Here is an 18,336-nt window from a genome sequence, read left to right as displayed (position 1 = left end):
ATATAAAAGGTCTTAGTGCCGTTTTCTTCAAAACTGACTATTTTTCAATATCATCTTTTCATCTTAATATTTTAATAATATCTTACTCTCCGCATCTCTGGTACTATTAATTGGAACAAGGGTGAACGACCAGTCATAGTCTACATTCGAATAGATCGTAGCAGCCGGTATTGGTCTGGAGCCCCAGCTGTCATATCCACCAACACCTTGTTGCTTCATGTCTACACAAACTTCCACAAAATCGCGAGGTTCAATGTCACTTATGTGTGTCTGTTTAGGGCGTCTATTTTCAGCTTTAGCGTCATCACGGTTCGCTATTTCTTCCGGTGTAAAGTTGTACCACTGATAGGGCGCATCTGCTTCCTGAGCATCAAAATCTTCAACTGTATTTCTTAATGCGTTGAACCCGATTGTTTCTGTGGCTTTCACTAGCAAGCCTTTGCCTTTATTTGTCGTTGCAGTAAACCAACGGGAATCGGTATGATGCCCGTTTTCTTGTGGACGTGCATAACCGAAATAAAGCTCTTCCACCTTTGCGCTATATAGCCCGACAAGCGTTCCTTTGTTGCGGTCTATATAGTTTTCCTCCGGCCCTCGGCCAAAGTATTTAATATTATCCATCTCCACAGGGAGCCTAAACCGGACGCCGACACGAGGTATTTCGAGAATCTTATTTTTAGCTTTTGCCTGCAAATCAGCAATAGCCTGTGGCGAATGAGTTGCAGTTTCGGCCTCCAGAGTTTTAGCTACATCGTCAGCTTCTATTTCAAGCGCTGTAAATTTTGCAGAAACATGAAGAGTTCCCGATCGGTCTAACGAATATTGTAATAGATAGTGATTTCCCGTCGGTAGTAAGTAATCAACCTGCATGGCTACGGTATAGTCGGAGGTCGGCATTCGCTCTACATTGATAACATTAAAGTTCTTGCTTGCCTGCTTCCATGTTTGCAAACGCATCGGTGCTCCGTTTCCATAGTCATTATCAGTAGGACCTCTCCAAAAGTTAGGCTGTATACCAAATCCATCATTAAAATATTCTGTGCCATCAACTTTATAAGAGGTGACTATACCTTGTTTCTTATCGAACACGAAGTTTACTTTCGAAGAATGTATGCGTACATTATCCCCATCCTCAGTATACTCCAAACCCGGGTTGTTAAAGGTTCTATCATATGCCTTTTCCTCCTGTGTCAATGGTAGTTGAAATTGGTCATGAGCCAGCATATATCCCTCAGAAACAAGTTGCGTTGCATGCTTGGTAAATGCCTCAAAGTTTACAAAATACTCTCCGGGTGCAATATGCTTGAAGGATGAATAAGGTATTTCGATTTCGGAAGAAGTTTGCGGAGCTGTATTCAGATTCAATACAGCCTCCTTCAATAGTTTTCCATTATTATAAATCTTATACTTTACCAGATAGTCAGATAAATTGGTGAAGTAGAACCTATTTATAACCTTAAACAATCCTTGTCCCAGATCTACCGCTTCAAATCCAATGTCCTGATAATTATATTTTACCTCAGTAAGTCCCGGTTGTGGTACCTGATCGCTACGGAGCAATCCATCGCACATAAAATTCCCGTCTGAAGGCTGGTCTACACCCCAATCTCCACCATAACCCCAATAAGGCCTGCCTGTTTTTTCATCTTTCATCAAAACTCCATGATCTTTCCATTCCCAGATATAACCGCCCTGTAATTGAGGATATTTGTAAATAGCCTGCCATTGTCCATGCAGGTCTCCGGTAGAATTGCCCATTGCATGAGCATATTCGGAAAGCACAATCGGGCGGTCTGCTCCTTTGGCTCCTATCTCTTCGAGCCATGCAGCACTCGGATACTGAGGTACAAACATATCTGTGTTCCACTCCCAAAGGGCACGTTCATAGTTGACAGGCCGATTCATCAAATCCTTATCTAAATCTTTCAACACCATATAGGCTGTGTAGAAGTTGTAGCCATTACCCGCCTCGTTTCCTAACGACCAGATGGTTAGTGACGGGTAATTCTTATTGCGTTGAAACATATTATTGATCCTGTACAAATGGTTATCGAGCCAGTCCGGATTATGCCCTAAAGTACCTAGCTTAGTACCATCTTTGTGTCCATCAGAGCCTTTACGTACATCGTCCAGATACCGGGTATAATACATGCCATGCGATTCGATATTTGCTTCGTCATATACATAAAAACCAAACTCGTCACACATTTCGTAGAATTTTCTATCTTGCGGATAATGAGACAAACGGACAGAGTTTATATTGTGTAATTTCATTAGTTCAAAATCGCGACGCATTTCTTCCGGTGTTACATAATGTCCTCCAATCTGGCTCACTTCATGTACATTTACTCCTTTTATTTTGATAGGCTGCCCATTGACATAAAATAGTCTGAGTTTTTCTCCATCCCCTTTTTCAAATTCGCTTTCTTTAATTTCTATTTTGCGGAAACCGACATTGAATGGAATTATTTCCTGACCGGTATCGCTGGTTATTGTCATCACCAATTTGAAAAGGCTCGGATTCTCAGAAGTCCAAGTAGCGACATTCTCTAATGTGGCGGCAAATTTTACGGTATGCCTTCCATCAGCTTCTATCTCGATATTATCTGATCCAGTAATTACAATGTGTCCTTTTGCGTCCAATAATTCATACGATACACTTGTGCTTTTAGTTACTTTCTCATGGTTTTCGATATCCAATGCCAGTTTGAAAATCCCGTTTTTGTAACTATCATCTAATGTAGATATTACCCAAAAGTCTTTCAGTGCCACTTTAGGTTGCGCCCACAGATAGACATCGCGTTCTATACCACTTATACGCAGGAAGTCCTGACATTCAAGATAGGAGCCTGTAGTCCATCTGAATACTTTGAGCGTGAGGATATTCTTTCCTGCCTTTATGTATTTATTGATATTAAACTCCGCCGGATTCTTTGAATCTTCGCTATAACCAACTTCTTGTCCATTAACATATACATATACTCCCGACTTAACTCCTCCAAGATGAAGATAGATATCCCTGCCTGTCCAATCTGAAGGGATCTCTATATTGCGGCGATAGATACCCACCGGATTCTCCTCAGGCAAAAGTGGAGGGGTTGGATTGCGTGGTTTAAATTCATATCCATGATTGGTATATATAGGTATTCCAAAACCTTGGATTTCCCAATTACCCGGCACTTTGATGTCATGCCATAAATCGGTGCTGATATTAGGGTCCGTAATATTATCGGGCAATTGTATGTAGCTATCGACAAAATAAAACTTCCAATTACCATTTAGCAATTGATAATAATTACTGTTTTCATACACCCCTGTCAAAGCCTGTGCCTTATTACTGTATGACATAAATGCCGAGCGTGGAGCTTCTTTATTGACAGAATATACATTGATATCTTTCCAGTAAGGTAACTTATCTTGTGCTGCCAGATTTATACCTGTCAAAAACAATAAGCAGCCAATAAGTAGTTTTTTCATAATAATTACTATTCTATCTGTTAATAATTTCCGGCTTCAATAGTCACATGAAACGCATTCATTTCATATTTCTATATCTGACTAATGCTTCTAAGAAATAATAGTCGGCATATACAAGTGGTTTGTCTATTTCATTGATATGGGGAATGCTCCCCACACTATGCTTCAAAAGAAAGTTGGCGTTAGTGCCAAGTTCTGCTCTATATTCAGGAGAGGCCAAAGTGTGAAGCATTTTGACTGCGCTATCCAAATATTTTTTGTCTTGAGTAATTTCCCCCAGCTCAAATAGGGCAGAACATGTAATTGCAGCCGCTGATGCATCTTTTAGGTTCTCCCCCTTAAATTCTACTGCATACGATTTACCTTCAGCCATATAACCTTCAGTATTGACATTAAAATCCCAAAGAGGAATAAGATCTTCCGGAAGGTGGGCCAGATACCAGTCTGTCATTTTTATAGCTGCATCCAGATAAGTTTTATCTTTTGTTTCGCGATACATCATTGTATATCCATATATTGCCCAAGCCTGTCCTCGTGCCCATGTAGAATTATCACTATACCCCTGGCAAGTTGCCTGATCCTTCACGACTCCTGTTATTGTATCGTAGTCAACAACATGATAGCTACTATAGTCTTCTCTAAAGTGATTTTTGAGCGTTGTATTAGCATGTGCAATCGCAACATCCTTGAACCTTTCATTTCCTGACAATCTAGTTCCGTTAAACAACATCTCCAAATTCATCATATTGTCTATGATAACAGGATAAAACCACTCGACGGTATCGTTCCAGGCTTTACGGTAATTCCATGATTTAATGGCTTTTGTATTTTCACTGAAACGTGATGATAAAGATTTTGAACTTTGAATCAAAATGTCTCTATATTCTGGTTTAGGAGCCAATCGATTTGCATTGCCATAGCTGCAATACATCATAAAACCCAAATCATGATGTCCTGTAAATGTTTTGAGAGGTTCCAGACTATGTGTCCATTCTTCAGCATGACGACGCCACAGGGTATCACCTGTCAGTTCATAAAGATACCAAAGCGAACCAGGAAAGAAGCCTGGTGTCCAGTCTTTCATCTGAGTTGTCACTAATTTGCCTTCATCATCCATTGTTCGCGGATAATTCTTCCCTGTAGGTTCTCCCAGGTTTTTCAACATCAAAGTTGTTTGGAGAACAGAAAAATTTATATTGTCGCTTATAAATGCTTCTTTTTCATTGCCCTTCTTCTCACAAGATATGGACATAATACCAACTAATATAGAAATACAGATACATTTCAATTTATTCATCTTCAAGATTAAATTTATGGTTCCTTATTATAGATTTCTTTTCTCTGTCTTAATTTTCTTATAACATATATTGTAGGTAGATATCCAATCATGCAGCTAATATATTAGGTCACAAGAAGCATATTTTAGAGAAATTCATTTTATTGGGTTTAGGGTTATTCAAGATTTTCCGATATTACTTCTTTTTGTTTAAATCATTAAATTATCATTACAAATGTAGATTAAACACCCACATGAGACAGGACATTTTTATACTTTAAATGGGGGAATTTTGTTTATATTTTCCTAATTAACCCTTTTCCTATCGGCAAAAGTTCACTCTGTTATGGCAATTCGTGAATGGTGTACAGAGCAGATGCTCCCGCATAAGGATCGGGAACAACAGGTAATTTACATTCTATTTCTTGCGAATAGCCTGAAGATAGTATTTCTAGTTTTACCCTAATATTCGACTCGATACGTGACGGATCTGCCAGATAAATTCTTGTCTTTGGCTCAGAATTATAATCAAGAAGAATAGTACACGGCTTATCCGTCGTTATTGAATATTTGTCGTCCGAAAACGTACTTGCTTTGTAGAAAACAATCCCGTAAATATTTAATTTGCGATGGGCTACCGCTTGAATAGAATCAGTATTAGATAATATTACGACATCATCCGGAGTGTATTTCTTCGGTTCAGCGATAGTCCCTTTATTGGGCACAATGATGTAAGAATATTTTTCGTTTTTGGGGGAAGATCCATGATCGAACCATAATTTAAACACCTCTTTTTGTACCGTGTCGTCCGATAAAGATGTGTTTATAGATTTCCATGTACCTTTTTGTATCTGATTGCTAATAAATATATTTCCTTTTTCGGGGAAATAGTACCAAATTCCATCGTGTAACACCCATGACAAGTTGTTCTGTGACTGTAAAACTCCGTCTACCTTAATCTCATGCCCATCAATACATGCAACAACATCACTCTTGAGTAAACACTGATTTACTGTTGTATTTATAGATTGAGGAGACGTTGAGGTGATACCTGCGCCAAGACAAACGATCTCCTCATCAAAAAAGAACCATGCTTTTTTAGCAGATGTGTTTACTCCAAAGTTTTTATCGTCCAGAAAATAGGCCGAGACTCCATATTTGCCATTGGATACACCTCCCGCAAATTTACTTGTTCCCGGAGTCTGCCAAGCCCTAGGCTGTGGAATATCTTCGACAATAGGATTTGTTACTCCGGGTATCCTGGCCCAATCCCACACAGGAAAAATATTATTATACTCATCTCCTTGCAATGTCAGGCTGGTGGCACCATCGGTCAGGAAGTATCCTTTCATGTTTTCGCCATTCCCATTCTCGCTTCTGGATGTATATATTGAAGCCAGCCTTACATCGAACGTATATGCCGGTCGCTGATGGAGAGTATAATCGGAACGCCAAAAATGAGCATTCTCTGCCAAGATACCATAGCCCGGACTTCTTTCTCCCTTTAACCTGAATACTGCATCTTCATAATACTGTTTGTTAGCAGGATCAAGGATCATCATTTGTTGCATCAAGGCAGCCGAAGAAATATTATTCAATGCATTTTTCCGGCTCAGCCCTCGTCCTATTACATTGTACAAAAAATATTGCCCTCTTGTAACAGGAATATAAGATTTGCGAACAAAGTCACTAAGGAGTTCTAACTTCTCTTCGGACAATGCATAAGGTGTACCTGCCATATATAAAGCCAGATTGGCAATACCACCGGCAAGAACATCACCATACCCTCCTATATATAATTGTGTTCCGTGTTGCTGGTATGAAAAATCATGCTGCAATCCTTCGTCTGTTGTCAGCACCAAAGGGGCGAATGCTTGTTGTACCCCAAAAGATAAGATAGTATCATCATTTAATAAACAGCCTCTATATATCCAATGGGTAGCTATATCCAGTTTGTTGGCCGCTGTTCCAAGTGAGCCTGACTGATCGGGCCTTCCTCCTGTTTTTTCCATGCGTTCAATTAACTGGTTCTCTAACCGGGCAGGCAGGGCCTGTACTCCCGACCGCATGAGAATCAGTATAATGCCCATACGTTGAGGAACCGCAATTTGTTGCATATACCAGTTTGTGCTTGTAGGAGCTGTATCGTACCAGTATTGAAGCATTTTTTCAATTGCTTTATAGACCTTTGCATCTCCAAAGTATTTACTGCCATCCACGGTATAAGCCAGCACAATGCTCTTCAATTCATCCAGATGTTCCAAAGGTTTCCAGTTTGTCTGATGTCTATCCTTGTAATTCACAGAGAGAAGTGCCCCATCGTCTTGTAGTTGCGCCATGCAGTCTTTTGTTTCCCGTTCCACAGACTCAATATTTACAACCTTCTGGGTAGCTTGAATTCTTTCTATAATCAGTTCAATATTATTGATTGATTTAGCCTCAATAGAGAAGAAGCAAAGTAACAAAAACATGAAAATCACTATTGATTGCCAACAAGAAGTATAATAATAAAGGTATTTAGTGATGGAGGTAAAGGTTTTCATGTTTCACAAAATAATATGATGTTAAAAAAGTTATCTAAAAGTACACATTGTAAAGAGATACTTTTCCTCTTTTTGTTTTTGTTATGGGGTAGTTTTGTACTAGAATGGATATATCATTATTAATTTTCTACCTTTCACAAGTTATATTTAGAATTATTATGTAATTTGCAGTAAAATTAATCTTGCTATTAGATTTTAGCAGACAATCAGATACATCGATTTATACCAGACTGGACAATTTATTTTTTTAATAAAATAATAAACCCTGGCCTTTACTAATATTAGGATATGCTCAATGACATGATGCGGCAAATAATTTCTTTCGTTTTTTTGACATGCTCTTTAGTCGCCCAAGCTAATGGAATATATTTCAATCACCTTGGGAGCAAGGATGGATTGTCTCAAATAAATGTAATGTCTATTTATCAGGATGAAACAGGAGCAATGTGGTTTGGAACTGCTGAGGGTATTTGCAGATACAACGGAAAGGAAACCGAAGCGTTCAGTTCGTTAAAGAATGAAGCTGGCCTTACTCAAAATAATATTTACGCAATTTGTGGAGATAACAAAGGTAGTATATACATAAAGGCGGATTTTGACCTTATACGTTATGACATAAAAGAAGAAAAATTCCATCTGATAAAAGAGGGGGATGTAAGGGCTATCTCCTATCAAAACGGCGTCCTTTGGTTTGCCGGAAATTCGGGAATATTTCAGTATGACAATAATGAAATAAAAGAATATTGTCTTATAGGAGCTACAATAGGTAAGGTTTCCTCTTTTCTGGTTTCGGAAAACAATGATTTATGGATAGGTTCTGACAAAGGGCTGACCATAATCCCTCAAAGTAATGTGACAAACGAACGGCCTGTGCTGAGAGATATTAGCATATATACTTTATACAAAGACAAGAAAGATAATATATGGGTTGGGAGTTCAAACAATGGAGTATACCTGCTGAATAAAGATGAGAAGATTATATCACATTTTGAGCATAAAACAGATCAAAACTCTATATCAAACAATCAGATCCGTACTATACTGGAAGATAGTGCCGGCAAAATATGGATAGGTACTTTTTATGGGCTAAATAGTTTTGATACTGCTACCCAACGTTGGGAAAGCTATGTTCATGTAGACAATATCCCCCATAGCATCAGCCACACTTCCATATTTTCACTTTATGAAGACACACAAGGTACAATATGGGTTGGCACCTATTTCGGAGGGGTCAATTATTTTAATCCCTCGATTAATACATTTCGCCTCTATACATCTAATCCTCTTAGTAAAACCCATCTGAGTTATCCGTTTGTAGGCAAAATGACGGAGGATGGATATGGCAATTTATGGATATGTACAGAGGGAGGAGGGTTGAATTGCTTGGATCTAAAAACCAGGCAGTTTTCTCACTTCTTTCATGAAAATAACAAACAAATATCGGCTCTAGGATATAATCTTAAATCGATATGGTATAGAGAAGACAAGCAACAACTCTATATAGGTGTACACAATGGGGGACTTCGCATTTTTGACCTGAAGACCAAAACCTATAAAGTCAAAACTCATAACAACCTGGATAAATACTCGATACCTGATAACATTATAAGGGATATGCAATATTACAATAACAACCTTATTTTGCTGACAGCAACAGGCATTAGCAGGCTTGACCTCAATGATGACAAAGTGTACGATTTCAGTACAGACAGTATTATAGAAAGAGCCTTGAAACAGAGTTTTGTCTATTCATTCTACATCGATAGCCAAGAGCGAATGTGGTTATCTTTATTAGATGGTATGCGATGCATAAACCTGCGAACTAAGAAAATCCAGGATTACAGGAACGACCCTGCTGATCCATATTCATTAGGAAAATTCCGGGTGTCAACAGTTTTAGAAACGGGTGATCATCAACTTTATTTTGGCACATCAGGCTCCGGATTATTCAAGTATCAGCCCGAAACTGATAATTTTAAAAACTATACACAGGAACAAAACGGGCTGATGAGTAATTTCTGCTACCACATTGCAGAAGCTCCATCAGGGAATTTAATTATATTAAGCAATGCCGGAGTTTCGATTTTTGATGCCAAGAACACAGAAAAGGTAGTGTTCCAATCATCGTCTAATTTTCCACTGACTAATTTCTTCCATGGTTCCAGCGCTTATGTTACGCACAACGATGAAATATTTATTGGAGGGGTAAATGGGCTGGTCTCTATATTTGAATCTCAAATGAGTGACTTGGATACGAAAAGATACAACCTTTATTTCGATAAACTATTCGTCAATAATAAACAAATAACACCTAACGATGAAACTCAAATACTAAATCGAACATTATCTGCAAGCAAGGAAATTCGTCTTAAACATAATCAGAATAATGTTATGATAAAGTTTGCCACATCAAACTATTTGATGACAACCGTTCAAGATTACGAATATAAGCTTGTCGGCTTTGACGAAAACTGGAACAAGACCAGTTCTAATATAATAACATATACGAACATACCTGTAGGAAACTACAAGCTACTACTGAAAGAAATAAGTCAGGACGGAAGCCAGAATGGCAGACCTTCTTGTGAAATTACTATAATAATAGACCCTCCATTTTATAAAAGCACAATCGCATATCTATTGTATTTTGTATTGTTTGTCTTGCTTTTGGTTGGCATCATACGTTTCTTCCTCTGGAGATCGAAGTTAAGCATGGCATTAGAGATGGAACGCAGAGAGAAAGAACAGAATGAAATATTAAATCAGACTAAACTGCGCTTCTTTACCAATGTATCTCATGAACTAAGAACACCTTTGACTTTGATTTTAGGCCAGTTAGATATCATTCTCCAAAATGAAAAGATAAACACAGAGCTACATAATAAAATATCGAGTGTCTATAGAAATGCCGGCCATATGCGCAACCTCATTACTGAGTTGATCGATTTCAGGAAACAAGAACAAGGTTTTTCCAAGTTGAAAATCCGGCCGGTTAAACTTGTTGATTATCTGAATAACATTTATGACTTTTTTAAAGAATATGCATTAAAACACAATATAGTCTATCTTTATGAACCTCTGGATGAAGATATAATAGTGTATATTGACCCAGATCAGATGCAAAAGGTTGTGTATAACCTATTGTCTAATGCATTCAAATATACTTCCTCGGGGGAAAAAATTATTATACGAATCGTACTACAGTCCAATAGTGTCATTATCCAGATCGAAGATAATGGGATTGGTATACCCGCTGAATCTATATCCAAAATATTTGATCGTTTTTATCAGGTCGAATATCGCTCCTCTGGCTTTAGCTTAGGATCGGGCATTGGACTAGCCCTCGCTAAAGAAATTGTAAAGAGCCACCATGGTGACATACAAGTAAGAAGCACAATTAATGAAGGCAGCATTTTTGAGGTAATGCTACAATTGGGAAAAGCTCATTTTAGTGCAGATGTTTTAGACGATTTTCTACTTCAGGAAGAGATAGATACAAGTATCGGGAAGAGCAAAGGCTCCGAGATAGTTCTAACACAGAACACTATAAATACATCTGCTGCTGAAAATAATGAAGATAAATCGAAGAACTCTATTTTGATAGTAGAAGACAATGAAGAATTAAGGGCAATGCTGGCAGAGTCTTTCTCGGAAAGATATACAGTATATGAGGCTGTTAATGGCAGGATAGGATTGAATATGGTGCAGGAATTGCAGCCCGACATTGTACTGAGTGATGTTATGATGCCCGAGATGTCTGGAAAAGAAATGTGCTATAAGATAAAGAACAATATGAATATCTCGCATATCCCCGTAATATTGCTGACGGCACAAGATTCGATAGCGCAAACTATCGAAGGATATATGTATGGCGCTGATGCTTACGTAACCAAGCCATTCAATATGGATATCCTGATTTCGCGCTGCAACAGTCTTGTTGTAAACCGCAAGTTGTTGTACCAAAGTTTGGCCAGACAAGAAAACTCTGTTGTTACATTCAATGTCCTATCAGAACACGACCAAAGTCTAATCGACAAGGCAACGGCTATTGTGAAAGAGAACTTCGATACCCCCGAGTTTAATATGGATATACTGGCATCGGAATTAGGTCTTGGCAGAAATAGACTGTATACAAGAATTAAAGATATAACAGGCTTAACCCCGAATGAATTCGCCCTGAATATTAAGCTGAACGAAGCACAGCACTTGTTGGTTAATTCTCCGCACCTGAATGTATCTGACATTTCAGTTCAATTAGGATTCTCATCTGCCAAGTACTTCAGTAAATGTTTTAGGACTTTCTTTGGTGTATCTCCTATGCATTGGCGTAGAGATGGAGATAAGAACAAAACAGAGTAGGCTATATTTTTGTGATAGCATAATTGTAATTGTTTCGTTTATAAATATATGAGTTTCTCATCCAACAGAAATATTCCGCCAGAATTTCTAAAATAGGGAACTTATCCACTGTCAATTAAACAAATGATTTCAAACTTTAAATGCATTGTGACTAACTATATATTAAAGAAGCTCTTTGTGTTTCGATATGTCTTATCAGCCAAATCTTGTACATCCTCATCCAGATGATAAGCCAGTTCGTCCAGAATATGTTCCAGAAATTTAGGTTCATTCCGTCCATTTTTTGGCTTTTCAGCCAGATTACGCGGAGTAAGGAATGGAGCATCAGTTTCTATCATAAGCTTATCTTGCGGGATCAGCTTTACCAAATCTATCAGATGTTTACCCCTGCGTTCGTCACATATCCACCCTGTTATACCGATATAACATCCCAGTTCAAGATATGCCAGTAACTCTTCTTTCCGTCCTGTAAAACAGTGTACGACCATATTTGGGATATCACTCCTGTACTTTTCAAGTATCTTGTAAAAATCCTCAAAAGCATCTCTTTCATGTAAAAACAGAGGCAGCCCGGTTTTACACGCCAGTTCTATTTGTGCTTCAAAATATTGGCGCTGCACATCGCGAGGCGAAAAATCGCGGTTATAATCCAACCCGCATTCACCGATAGCAACAACACAATCCTGCTTAGTCAGTTTTTCCAGATTCTTAATCGTTTCTGACGTGCACGATTTTGCATCATGGGGGTGTACCCCAGCCGTACTATATAATTTACCCGGATATTGTGATGCATATTTTGCGGCATACACACTACTCCGTTCACTGGTTCCCGTTATTATCAACGGACTTACTCCTGCTTCAATTGCAGATTGTACAACCCGCTCACGGTCTTCATTGAATGACCGGTGCATCAGATTAATACCTATATCGATTATTTTCATTGTTCTTTATATTTTAACTAAAAAGTAATGAATGTAACGAAAAATGAAGAATGAAAAATGAAAAATCTGGCTTTCTCTTGTTATATCCATTTTAACTAAAAAGTAATAAAGGTAACAGATTTTACTATCTTTATTTTTATTCTCAAATTTTCTCATTTCAAGTTAATTCATTGGCATATCGGCATATTTGCTAATCGGCACATTAAAATAGTATAGATAAACTTATTCAAGTTTTATTCCGAAATGTATTTCACATCTACAAAATCAGTCAGCCACACACCGTTATCCGATTGATAAAACAGGATTCCAGCCTGATACATCTTACCCGACATAATAGTCAGAATCGCAGGCTTTCCGTGCCTTGAACCCACTTTTGTCGCTGTTTCCTTATCCCTACTCAGATGGACATGCTGACGGCTACCTTTTACAATGCCTTGTTCCATAATCGAGGAGAGGAAACGGGTTGCCGTTCCATGATATAGAAACTCAGGCGGTTCAACAGGCAATAAAGCCAGATCTATATGGATCGAATGTCCTTGGTTAGCCCTGATCTTATTCCGCTTCTCATTAAACGAATATCGTTGTTTGTCATTGGTTTCAACAATCTCAATAAGATCCTCCATCGAAAAATGATAACGGTGCTTTTTACATTTCTCAATAAGTTCTTTTACGTTAGTCCACCCGTTTTCGTCAAGTTCTAACCCTATTTTATCGGGATCGTGCCTGAGCACAAGGCTCAGGAATTTACCGATCCGCTTTTTATCTTGTTCTGTCATTTTTAGTTATACTTTTCTGCCAGTTTTTTCAAGTGACCGCGATAAAACAGATGTTCGGCATCTCCAATAATTTCACTTATATTGAAATCAACGGCATATTGCCTGACGAATTCTTTCACCTGTTCCTTTGTCAAGGTACGCTTATCACTTAAATAATCGGCCATTTTGATTAATAATTTTTCTTGTTCTTTTAAAGTTTGTTCAGCTAATTGCTCAGCTTTTGCAAGTAATTCCTTCGCATCTTTATTTACGGTTTCACTACTGTTGTCGAAAATTACAGATGGAGTATTACTCATATTTTCATTACCGAAACAAGCCCTTGTATCCCCCATTCCGCATACATACAGCACATAAGTAGCCAAACGGGTAGCCTTACCCAGATCGGAACTCGATCCGATAGTTACATTTTCTTCCCCGAAGATGATACGCTCAGCCACAAATCCTCCAAGTAATACTGCCAGACGGTTAATAATCTCCTTTTTGGAGATATAATTCCATTCCGGACGGGAAAGAACAAAACCGTCACTATTGCTATCAGCAGTCACCGAAAATACAACATCCGGGATCGTCTTCATCAATATGGATGACAGGATCGCATGACCGCTTTCGTGGACAGCAACAATAGCCTGTTCATCATTCTGTTTTTCCTGACGGAGTTTTCCCAATACCAATGGTTGTTGGTCGATAATATGATGAATAACAACCTCTTTTTTCAGAAAATCAATCTGTAATGCTGTATTATCCTTATCCGATGCCTTTTCGTTTATCGTAAACCGAAGCGAATCGGCTTCATATCCGTTCAGGTAGATTTCATTCAGTATCTTTCCCAAGCGGGTATTCACAATCTGATGAACAGTGGTAAACAGAGGGCGGGTTCCCTGTGTAGGATATACCCCTTCTTCATATATCAACCGCTCTACCTTTTCATCGAACAACATATTTAAGCCATAAGTACCGGCGACTTTCTTTTTCACTTTATCCAGTTCCAGACGGATAATACCGTAAAATGACTTCTCATCGAAAGCCGGATAGATAATATGGTTATTTCCCAAACGGGCTATCTGTTCGCTACGGAAACGGTTCTGCAAAGCCTGTTTCACTTCGGTCACGGTTATTTCTGCCGATTGGCGGTGAAATTCATTCGCATTCATATCGGGGTTGAAATCGTGGCTCATTGTATATACTTCATCCAGATTTCCCATAACAAATATCAACGATTTGGTACAGTCTACTGTCTTTGGCTTCAACGATGCTTTATAGAGATATATCAGGTAGTCTACCGTCTGATCCCCGTCCATCTTATTTAGTTTCTCCCGCAACTCACTTTTTACCAGAAATAAATGATCGACCATATCGAATATGGTATCAAGATCGCTATCCGATACAAACGGAGCTTTCCTACTTTTCTTTCCTTCGGGTTTATTATTTGGGTTTACAGTTTCCCAATATATACTGTCGTTATCAGTAACCAAACCGCTCTTAACGGTAACACCTTTGTATAGAGCCAGATCGAGTTTCTTGATATATTTATTGAACCAGTCCATACAGTATTCGAAGTCAACAATATCGAATTTACCGCAATCGAGCAGATCCCATACCGCACGTATCGAAGCACGGTCTATTTCTTCCTGATCCTCATTTATTGTCCTTGCCAACTGAAATTCATCCAAGCCGACAATAAAAGGCGTACCGTCGCAATTATTATAAATATCTTTAAACGAATCCTGAATATCAAAATAGCGTGCGGTGCATTCTCCAAGGTCGAAGCGGAAGTAATATTCGGTAAAACCGATCAGTTCTGCCAAACGTTTGATGACCGACGTTTTTCCTATGCCTGTCAGTCCCCAAAGGTTAATAATAACAGGCCGGTCCTGCATTTCCGGAAAAAAGAACCATGAAGTAAGGGTATTCGCTATCTGATCGATAACGCTGTCGATACCTATGAACTCTTTTTTCAATTGGGCGATCGCATTATTTAATATCTCTTTCTTTCCGGACAAATGTCTTTTATATTGTTCTGTTTTTATTTGTTCCATTATTTATATTTTCAATTAGAATGGAAAGTATTCGAAATACTTGTTCCAAAGTTTCTTTTCATATGCTTTTTCCAACTTAAAGGCAAAGATTTCCCCTTGAGGGCAATTTCTCCTGCTTCGCGTTCTTATCCTGTCGATATGATGTCCTATTTCATGGGTCATTACCCTTAGCAACTGAAATGCTTTAATCTGATTCTCACTAAAGTCGCAGATCACATAGTTTTTTTTAAGGGTATATTTTATTCCTAATCTGTCGAATAGGTCTTTATGGTCTTCAAAATATTTATATCCCATTTCTCTAGTCATCTCTTTTTCCCATGCACATATACAGATAACCCCGTTTTGATACCAACCATCACATATAGTATTGCCTTCTGCCAAAACTATTGCATCCAACTCAATTTCTATTTTATCTTTATCCGGCAGAAGTTCCCAAAACTGTTTTATATCTCTTTTTTTCAAAAAATGTTTATATCCTTTTCCCGGTTTCTGAATGTCTATTTGAAGCTCATTCTGCCTTGTATTCCAGTAGTTGGGAGTTTTTGTATTCCTGTTTTTATTGCTTACTCTCCCATCTTTTATTTTAGTTGCTGTTCGTCTTGCAAACATAATCGTAAGTTTAAATTTTAAATTCTATTAATTCTATCGGAGCCCCATTGTGCTCGATCATTGCCACCCGTACACCTTCCGATGGCGGATTCAGGGCTGTAATAATCTTAAATTCATGTCTGGATAATTCATAATCCAGGTCTTCCACCTCAAAAGCGATATGTGGAACTGATTTTACCAATGGATGTATAGGCGAATCATCGTCAAAGCGCATCCATTCTACACCGAAAGGACTTGTCGAAAATCCCGATACATAAAATTTCAGATGAGAAATATATTTCTCACCTTCCCTCTCCTCTGCCGTCGGTATTCCCATATGGTGATATTTCCAGCCCCAATGTTCTGTAGCCAGCGGTGGATCGTTATCTAATCTAATTTTACACATATCGTTATTCCTTATTCATCCTCACTATCCGCGGCATAAACCTGCCGTGAATTTCTACCAATGATTCCTGTGCCGGCATTATACGATCAATATCTTTGTAAGCCAATGGCATCTCCTCCACACTGCCACCTATCAGCGTTACCTGTTGTTGCGAAAGCAATTTCTTCAACGCCGACTGTGTAAACTGCTCTTTTGCCTTTTGACGCGACATTGCCCTGCCGGCACCATGTGAAGCAGAATTGAGAGAATCGGCATTTCCTTTTCCACACACCAGATAACCGGCTGTTGCCATACTACCCGGAATAAACCCCGCAATGCCTTTGCCTGCCGGAGTAGCACCTTTGCGATGCACAATAGCATACCTGCCAGGGGCAATTTCTTCCCGCCATGCAAAGTTGTGATGGTTATTCACATTAGCTATTACTTTCAGTCCAAGTGCTTTCGACAGATTGATATGAATCCGCTCGTGGCAGGCCTGCGCAAAATCACCTGCAAGATTCATACTCATCCAGTATTCCTGTCCGGCATCGGTATCAAGCCCAAGCCATGCAAAGTGCTGTGCCTCTCTTGGCAATTTGCATACTTCACGGGCTATATCACTATAATGCCTTGCAATAGCCGCGCCCATTCCCCGTGAACCTGAATGGGAAAGTAACGCCATGTAATTTCCTGACGGAAGGTTCAGGATATTGTTTTCAATCAATTCAATTTCGCCGAATTCCACAAAATGATTTCCCCCTCCGGAAGAACCTAATTGACGAACAACTTTTCCATGCAGCATCCTGAGTAATGGTGTCAGCTGAAATTCTTTCCTGTCCAGTATCTCATGCTCTTGAGGAAAGCCTAAACATCCATCCATACCGAAATGCGTAAATTCTTTTAGCGCTTCTTTTATCTGATGCGGATAGCGCTTCAGATAATCGGCCTTCGCATCGAATATTGTCAGGCTCATTCTACAACCGATATCTACTCCCACAGCATAAGGGATTACTGCATTTTCTACAGCCAGTACACCCCCGATAGGTAGTCCGTAACCTGCATGTGCGTCCGGCATCAAAGCTCCGCCAACAGTCACAGGCAGACGCATAGCCAGTTCCATTTGTTGCTTTGCCAGGCTTTCGATAAACTTACCACCGTAAGTTTTGTATGATAAAGGTGTATCTGACAGGTCATAAACTGAAAATTGCTTGTCAATGATAGTTGGGGCGAAATGTTCTGCCAGTTTACCCCATATCCCGTCTCCTTTATATTTTTCAGGGTTATCCAACAAATCGGTCAGAGTTGTTTTAATTACTTCTTTTGTATTGTGCTTACAGTACTTGCTTATTATATTTAATGCCAGACTGCGAGCTATATTGTCGGTATATCCCAGTTTACTTAATTCTTTTGGTTTTATGCCCATAATGGTTTGATTGGTATATAAGAATATACAGAGGTATTAAACTAATCTTATTTAAGACCAGATATTCTTTGATTGCGATACAGTGCAGCTAAACGGATATAATGATCCCTGCAAGCCGATATATCAGCAATTAATAATAAAATTTAATGATGAGCTTGAAACTAACCAATAACTATCAACTTTGCAGCCATAAATTGTGATAGATATATTCAAATATTGCCCGGTTCACCATCCCGATAAACCAAATTAGTTTCTTAGTGTTTTTGTGTTCTATTTTTTGACCAACATAATTATACCCTTTCTCTAAACTTTTAAGGGTTAGTATTCTTTTAATTAGATGTTTTTCGTGACTCGGCATAATCCAAATAAACTTGGCTTCCACGCTCGCTACTCAAAACATTCATTTTTACGGATGCAAATATATGAAGTATTTTTATATTAACAAATTTTTAGAATAAAAAGATAATAATTTAATCTTATATCAGTATTATACAAATGCTCAATTAGAATTAGCTAAAATTTATTCCTGCAA

10 protein-coding genes are annotated in these 18,336 nt (G+C 38.6%); 1 reads left to right on the top strand and 9 read right to left on the bottom strand.

Annotated features, from left to right (window positions below):
* Nucleotides 1-63: 63 nt before the first annotated feature.
* From GGR21_RS00460 to GGR21_RS00450, 3 genes are all read right to left on the bottom strand, one after another.
* On the bottom strand, nt 64-3,477 hold the full coding sequence (locus tag GGR21_RS00460; RefSeq protein WP_183305180.1) for a glycoside hydrolase family 2 TIM barrel-domain containing protein: 3,414 nt from the start codon (nt 3,475-3,477) through the stop codon (nt 64-66).
* A gap of 58 nt (nt 3,478-3,535) precedes the next feature.
* The gene (locus GGR21_RS00455) at nt 3,536-4,774 is read right to left on the bottom strand and encodes a glycoside hydrolase family protein (protein ID WP_246347946.1); all 1,239 of its coding nucleotides are present in this window, start codon (nt 4,772-4,774) and stop codon (nt 3,536-3,538) included.
* Nucleotides 4,775-5,097: 323 nt separating this feature from the next.
* Nucleotides 5,098-7,224: a polysaccharide lyase 8 family protein gene (locus GGR21_RS00450; RefSeq protein WP_183305179.1), complete on the bottom strand. Its 2,127-nt coding sequence runs from the start codon at nt 7,222-7,224 to the stop codon at nt 5,098-5,100.
* Nucleotides 7,225-7,596: 372 nt separating this feature from the next.
* Here GGR21_RS00450 and GGR21_RS00445 point away from each other — a divergent pair, with 372 nt between their 5' ends.
* Complete coding sequence (locus GGR21_RS00445) at nt 7,597-11,655, top strand: hybrid sensor histidine kinase/response regulator transcription factor (RefSeq protein ID WP_183305178.1); 4,059 nt, start codon at nt 7,597-7,599, stop codon at nt 11,653-11,655.
* A 155-nt stretch (nt 11,656-11,810) separates the two neighbouring features.
* Here GGR21_RS00445 and GGR21_RS00440 read toward each other — a convergent pair whose 3' ends face one another.
* From GGR21_RS00440 to GGR21_RS00415, 6 genes are all read right to left on the bottom strand, one after another.
* Nucleotides 11,811-12,596, bottom strand: a complete 786-nt coding sequence (locus GGR21_RS00440; protein ID WP_183305177.1) for a TatD family hydrolase — start codon at nt 12,594-12,596, stop codon at nt 11,811-11,813.
* Between the two features lie 233 nt (nt 12,597-12,829).
* Entirely contained in the window at nt 12,830-13,372 is a 543-nt protein-coding gene (locus GGR21_RS00435; RefSeq protein WP_183305176.1) for an RNA 2'-phosphotransferase, read from the bottom strand.
* Between the two features lie 2 nt (nt 13,373-13,374).
* Nucleotides 13,375-15,408: a hypothetical protein gene (locus GGR21_RS00430; protein WP_183305175.1), complete on the bottom strand. Its 2,034-nt coding sequence runs from the start codon at nt 15,406-15,408 to the stop codon at nt 13,375-13,377.
* Nucleotides 15,409-15,423: 15 nt separating this feature from the next.
* On the bottom strand, nt 15,424-16,017 hold the full coding sequence (locus tag GGR21_RS00425) for a hypothetical protein (protein ID WP_183305174.1): 594 nt from the start codon (nt 16,015-16,017) through the stop codon (nt 15,424-15,426).
* Nucleotides 16,018-16,027: 10 nt separating this feature from the next.
* Complete coding sequence (locus GGR21_RS00420) at nt 16,028-16,402, bottom strand: VOC family protein (protein ID WP_183305173.1); 375 nt, start codon at nt 16,400-16,402, stop codon at nt 16,028-16,030.
* Nucleotides 16,403-16,406: 4 nt separating this feature from the next.
* The gene (locus tag GGR21_RS00415; RefSeq protein ID WP_183305172.1) at nt 16,407-17,804 is read right to left on the bottom strand and encodes an RtcB family protein; all 1,398 of its coding nucleotides are present in this window, start codon (nt 17,802-17,804) and stop codon (nt 16,407-16,409) included.
* Nucleotides 17,805-18,336 lie beyond the last annotated feature (532 nt).

Source organism: Dysgonomonas hofstadii (assembly GCF_014196915.1).
Taxonomy (GTDB): Bacteria; Bacteroidota; Bacteroidia; order Bacteroidales; family Dysgonomonadaceae; genus Dysgonomonas; species Dysgonomonas hofstadii.
Note: the sequence above shows the minus strand (reverse complement) of the source record. Positions and strands in the feature narration are given on the sequence as shown.

Coding starts and splice junctions, on each gene's coding strand:
- GGR21_RS00420 (WP_183305173.1), bottom strand. CDS start 16,402: ATGTGTAAAATTAGATTAGATAACGATCCACCGCTGGCTACAGAACAT.
- GGR21_RS00445 (WP_183305178.1), top strand. CDS start 7,597: ATGATGCGGCAAATAATTTCTTTCGTTTTTTTGACATGCTCTTTAGTC.
- GGR21_RS00440 (WP_183305177.1), bottom strand. CDS start 12,596: ATGAAAATAATCGATATAGGTATTAATCTGATGCACCGGTCATTCAAT.
- GGR21_RS00415 (WP_183305172.1), bottom strand. CDS start 17,804: ATGGGCATAAAACCAAAAGAATTAAGTAAACTGGGATATACCGACAAT.
- GGR21_RS00460 (WP_183305180.1), bottom strand. CDS start 3,477: ATGAAAAAACTACTTATTGGCTGCTTATTGTTTTTGACAGGTATAAAT.
- GGR21_RS00435 (WP_183305176.1), bottom strand. CDS start 13,372: ATGACAGAACAAGATAAAAAGCGGATCGGTAAATTCCTGAGCCTTGTG.
- GGR21_RS00425 (WP_183305174.1), bottom strand. CDS start 16,017: ATGTTTGCAAGACGAACAGCAACTAAAATAAAAGATGGGAGAGTAAGC.
- GGR21_RS00455 (WP_246347946.1), bottom strand. CDS start 4,774: ATGAATAAATTGAAATGTATCTGTATTTCTATATTAGTTGGTATTATG.
- GGR21_RS00430 (WP_183305175.1), bottom strand. CDS start 15,408: ATGGAACAAATAAAAACAGAACAATATAAAAGACATTTGTCCGGAAAG.
- GGR21_RS00450 (WP_183305179.1), bottom strand. CDS start 7,224: ATGTTTTTGTTACTTTGCTTCTTCTCTATTGAGGCTAAATCAATCAAT.